The sequence below is a fragment of the Mesorhizobium sp. M7A.F.Ca.CA.001.10.2.1 genome (assembly GCF_003998575.1).
Lineage (GTDB): Bacteria > Pseudomonadota > Alphaproteobacteria > Rhizobiales > Rhizobiaceae > Mesorhizobium.
In genome coordinates this window covers 1-4,125 of record NZ_RZQY01000557.1, presented here as the reverse complement: position 1 = coordinate 4,125, position 4,125 = coordinate 1, and the positions used below count along the sequence as shown (strand labels likewise).

Annotated in this window: 4 protein-coding genes; 3 read left to right on the top strand and 1 reads right to left on the bottom strand. The window is 64.9% G+C overall.

Annotated features, from left to right (window positions below; all coding sequences use genetic code 11):
• Positions 1-173: 173 nt before the first annotated feature.
• The gene (locus tag EN964_RS27180; protein WP_127276963.1) at positions 174-677 is read right to left on the bottom strand and encodes a hypothetical protein; all 504 of its coding nucleotides are present in this window, start codon (positions 675-677) and stop codon (positions 174-176) included.
• A gap of 191 nt (positions 678-868) precedes the next feature.
• Here EN964_RS27180 and EN964_RS27175 point away from each other — a divergent pair, with 191 nt between their 5' ends.
• The 3 genes from EN964_RS27175 (at position 869) to EN964_RS27165 (ending at position 4,036) form a co-directional block, all read left to right on the top strand.
• A complete protein-coding gene (locus tag EN964_RS27175; protein ID WP_127270789.1) occupies positions 869-1,843 on the top strand; it encodes an L-threonylcarbamoyladenylate synthase in 975 nt (324 codons plus the stop codon).
• 9 nt (positions 1,844-1,852) lie between these two features.
• Positions 1,853-3,283: an FAD-binding oxidoreductase gene (locus EN964_RS27170; protein WP_127270791.1), complete on the top strand. Its 1,431-nt coding sequence runs from the start codon at positions 1,853-1,855 to the stop codon at positions 3,281-3,283.
• A gap of 186 nt (positions 3,284-3,469) precedes the next feature.
• Positions 3,470-4,036 carry a DUF6101 family protein gene (locus EN964_RS27165; protein ID WP_023808648.1) on the top strand — a complete coding sequence of 189 codons (567 nt, stop codon included), beginning with the start codon at positions 3,470-3,472 and terminating at the stop codon, positions 4,034-4,036.
• Positions 4,037-4,125 lie beyond the last annotated feature (89 nt).

Sequence of the window (4,125 nt, the reverse complement as noted above, 5' to 3'; positions counted from 1 at the left end):
AAGGCCTGCCCCGGTTACGATTCCAGATTTTCTCATGATCACCCCCCTTTACCCCTAACGATGAAATCCCGTCTGCCAGAAATACCTAGAACGGGATTTGCCTGGCAATGGTGCGCCGGGCGCCAGACCACCGTCAAGTCACGCCATCGATGTCGGCTGTCTTGGAGCCGGGGCTATTTGGTGTAGCCGTTGGGAGGCATGTGCTGCCCTGCTGCCGGCGCCGGAGCGCTCGGCGGCGTGGGTTGGTTCTCGGCGTTCCCTGAGGGGGCTGCGGAGGCGGTGGCCGTTGCCGGCGCTGTGCCTGCCGCCGGCGCCGTGCCAGCGGCCGGCGCGGCACCGGCCGCTGGTGCAGCGGTTGGCGCCGGTGCAGGGAAATCGGGACCGGTAACGCCGCCACGAATGACCATCGGGCCTGGCTGGAAGCCGTGCCCGGTCGCGGGCTTGTCCGGGATCGCCGCCACTTTTTCATCGGTGACGTCGGGCTGCGCTTCCCCTTTTGCCACCACCGACAGCGCATCGCTGGCGCTGACCGCATCGGCGGTTCCAGGCTGGTTGGGGGCGCCGGTCCTGACGATCGATGGGGTGGAGGATGGCGTGCCTGGAAAAACCAGGGATGACGCCTGGGCTTCGCCGGCCGCAACAGCAAGAATGATACCCAACAGGATACGCGCAGACACTGATGTCGCTCCCCTTTGCCCAGAAGCTCTTCGATAGCAGGCCGGAATTGATGCCGGCTTTCGCGGAAACATAGCATTTTAGGGATTGATAAATCGCCAATGCTCCTGCTCGCCAACAATAGGTTACCCAACAGCGGCTTGCCCAACGGCCGCCATCGTACTACGCACCCCGCATCTGTGAGGTGACGAGAGTGGCTGAAATACTTGGCTCGGGCGAGGCGCTGGAGCGGGCGCTGGCGCTGCTCATGGAAGGCGATGTCGTCGCCATCCCGACGGAAACCGTCTACGGGCTGGCCGGCGACGCCACCAACGGCATCGGCGTCGCACGCATCTTCGAAGCCAAGGGGCGCCCGCGCTTCAACCCGCTGATCGCCCATGTCGCGGATATGGCGATGGCAGAGCGCCTCGCGTTGTTCGATCCGCTGTCCAGGAAACTGGCGCTGGCATTCTGGCCAGGTCCGCTGACGCTGGTGCTGCCGCAACGGCCCGGCAACGGCATCCATCCGCTGGTCACCGCCGGGCTCGATACGATTGCCTTGCGCATGCCGAGGGGCTTTGGTGGCGAGCTGATCGCCAGGCTCGGCCGCCCGCTTGCAGCGCCCAGCGCCAATTCATCCGGCAAAATCAGCGCAACGACCGCGCAAGCGGTAGCGGCGGATCTCGGCACGCGCATAAAGCTGGTGGTCGATGGCGGCGCGACGCCGATCGGGCTGGAATCGACGATTCTCAAGGCCGAAGGGGACAGATTGCGGCTGCTGAGGCCCGGCGGCATCGCCGCCGAGGAGATCGAGGCGGCTATCGGCATGGAGCTGTTGCGCGGCGGCGCCGCCGGCGTCGAGGCGCCGGGCATGCTCGCCTCGCACTATGCGCCAGGTGCTGCGATGCGGCTCAATGCCGGCACGGTCGGCGAGGGCGAGGCTTTGCTAGGCTTCGGCAGCCAGAGGGCGCAAGGCTGGCGCCGCGCCGAAGCCTTCCTCAATTTATCCGAAACCGGTGACCTGCGCGAAGCGGCGAGCAATCTGTTTGCCTATATGCAGGAGCTCGACCGCTGCGGCGCGCAGACCATCGCCGTCGAGCGTATTCCCTTCGACGGGCTCGGTGAAGCCATTAACGATCGGCTGTCGCGTGCCGCCGCCCCTCGTGACATCACGCAGCCCACACCATAGTTTTCCCCCATGACCGAAATCACAGAGACACTCGATTCCGCTCTCATCGATCGCTTCGCGGCGATCGTTGGCGACAAATATGCGCTCCGCGACGAGCGCGATATCGCGCCTTACCTCATTGAGCGGCGCGGGCTCTGGCACGGCGCGACATCGCTGGTGCTGCGCCCGGGCAGTGTCGACGAAGTCAGCCGGATCATGCGGCTGGCGACGGAGACGGGAACGCCGATCGTGCCGCAAAGCGGCAACACCGGGTTGGTCGGCGCCCAGGTGCCGGACAGGTCCGGGCGCGAAATCGTCCTGTCGCTGTCGCGGCTGAACCGCATCCGCGAGATCGATGTCCTGTCCAACACGGTGACGGTCGAGGCCGGCGTCATCCTGCAGACGCTGCAGGAGGCAGCCGACGCCGCCGACCGGCTGTTTCCGCTGTCGCTGGCCGCGCAAGGCTCCTGCCAGATCGGCGGCAATCTTTCCTCCAATGCCGGCGGCACCGGCGTGCTTGCCTATGGCAATGCGCGCGAACTTTGCCTCGGTGTCGAGGTGGTGCTGCCGACCGGCGAGGTGTTCGACGACCTGCGCAAGCTGAAGAAGGACAACACCGGCTACGATCTGAAAAACCTGTTCGTCGGCGCCGAAGGTACGCTCGGCGTCATCACCGCCGCCGTGCTCAAGCTGTTCCCGAAGCCGAAGGGGCGCGAAGTCGCCTTCGCCGGCCTTTCGTCACCCGAGGCAGCACTTTCGCTGTTCAGCCTGGCCATGGACCGTGCCGGGGCAGCGCTCACCGCTTTCGAACTGATCGGCAGGCGGCCATATGATTTCACGCTGGCGCATGCCCAGGGCGTGGTGCGGCCGCTGATCGAGGACTGGCCGTGGTATGTGCTGATGCAGATTTCATCAGGCCGTTCGTCGGAGGATTCGCGGGCGTTGATCGAGGACGTGCTCTCGGCCGGCCTTGAACAGGAATTCGTCGGCGACGCCGTCATTGCGGCGAGCCTCGGGCAGGGGGATGCCTTCTGGAATTTCCGCGAGCTGCTGCCCGAGGCGCAGAAGCCGGAAGGCGCCTCGATTAAGCACGACATTTCGGTGCCTATTGCATCGATCCCGCGCTTCATCGAAGAAGCCGCCGGCGCCGTGGCGTCGGTAAGTGCAGGCGCCCGCGTGGTCTGCTTCGGTCATATGGGCGACGGCAATCTCCACTACAACATTTCGCGGCCAGTCGACGGCGATGATGAGGCGTTCCTCGCTCTCTATCACCCCATGAACAAGGCGGTGCACGGTGTGGTGCGCAGCCTGCACGGTTCGATCTCGGCCGAGCACGGCATCGGCCAGTTGAAGCGCGACGAACTGATCGCCACCGCGCCGCCAATGGCGATCGATCTGATGCGAAGGGTGAAGGCCGCTTTCGACCCGGCCGGCATCATGAATCCGGGTAAGGTTATCTGATCCTTTCCACATCTTGCGGCTGGTGGGATTCCGATAACCATCCCTGAGATCAGCAAAATTTAACCGACTTTCTTAAGCGGGGCGGTAAGGAGCCCGCGCTACTGTCTCCATACAAACGAGGCTGGAAAAACCGGCCCGGAGAGAACCGGACACCGGCTCTCAGGAGACAGACAGGAAGGCCACTCTATGAACACCGGACTGAAGCCAGTCTGGGCGGGACGCAACATGCGTCTCGACCCATTTCGCCTGCCGCAAGTGGTGAGCTACGCGACTCGCGACGACTACGGCGATGTAACCTTCACCATCGACCAGCGCGGCGCCGTGATCCGCCGCCTGCTCGAGATGAGCGGCCTGCCCGCGATCATCGTTCTGCCCGCCAATGCGTTCCGCGGCGTTGCCGCCCGCGCCATGGAGGATCCGGACGGCAATGTCACGGTGACCCTGGAACTCCTGCACAACGACCCGATGCTGTCGGTGCCGCTGCTGGTGGCCGACGATCTCGACGATGTCGCAGCCGACTGGCGCGCCTGGGCCGACGCTTACCGTCTGCCGATGCTGCTGATCGAATCGGACGGCGTTGCCCGCACCCTGGAAGAATCGCTCGGTGCCGCCATCAAGACGCTGCCGCCGCAGGATCGGCGCAAGGGGCGGATTTCGAACACGCGCCGTCCGCGTTTCCTCGCTCGCCGCAGGGCCGGCGCCCTCGGTCTCAGGCTGGTCATCGACGGCCAGGAGATTATTTCGAGGGATTAGCCTTCTTCTCCCCGTATCGTGCCGGGGAGAAGAAGACTAAACCAGCGGCTTCGGAGCCACCCACCCATCGCCGCCGTTCAGGCCCAGGA

Excerpts from the sequence above, each read along its gene's own strand:
- EN964_RS27170 (WP_127270791.1), top strand. The coding sequence starts at position 1,853 with ATGACCGAAATCACAGAGACACTCGATTCCGCTCTCATCGATCGCTTC.
- EN964_RS27165 (WP_023808648.1), top strand. The coding sequence starts at position 3,470 with ATGAACACCGGACTGAAGCCAGTCTGGGCGGGACGCAACATGCGTCTC.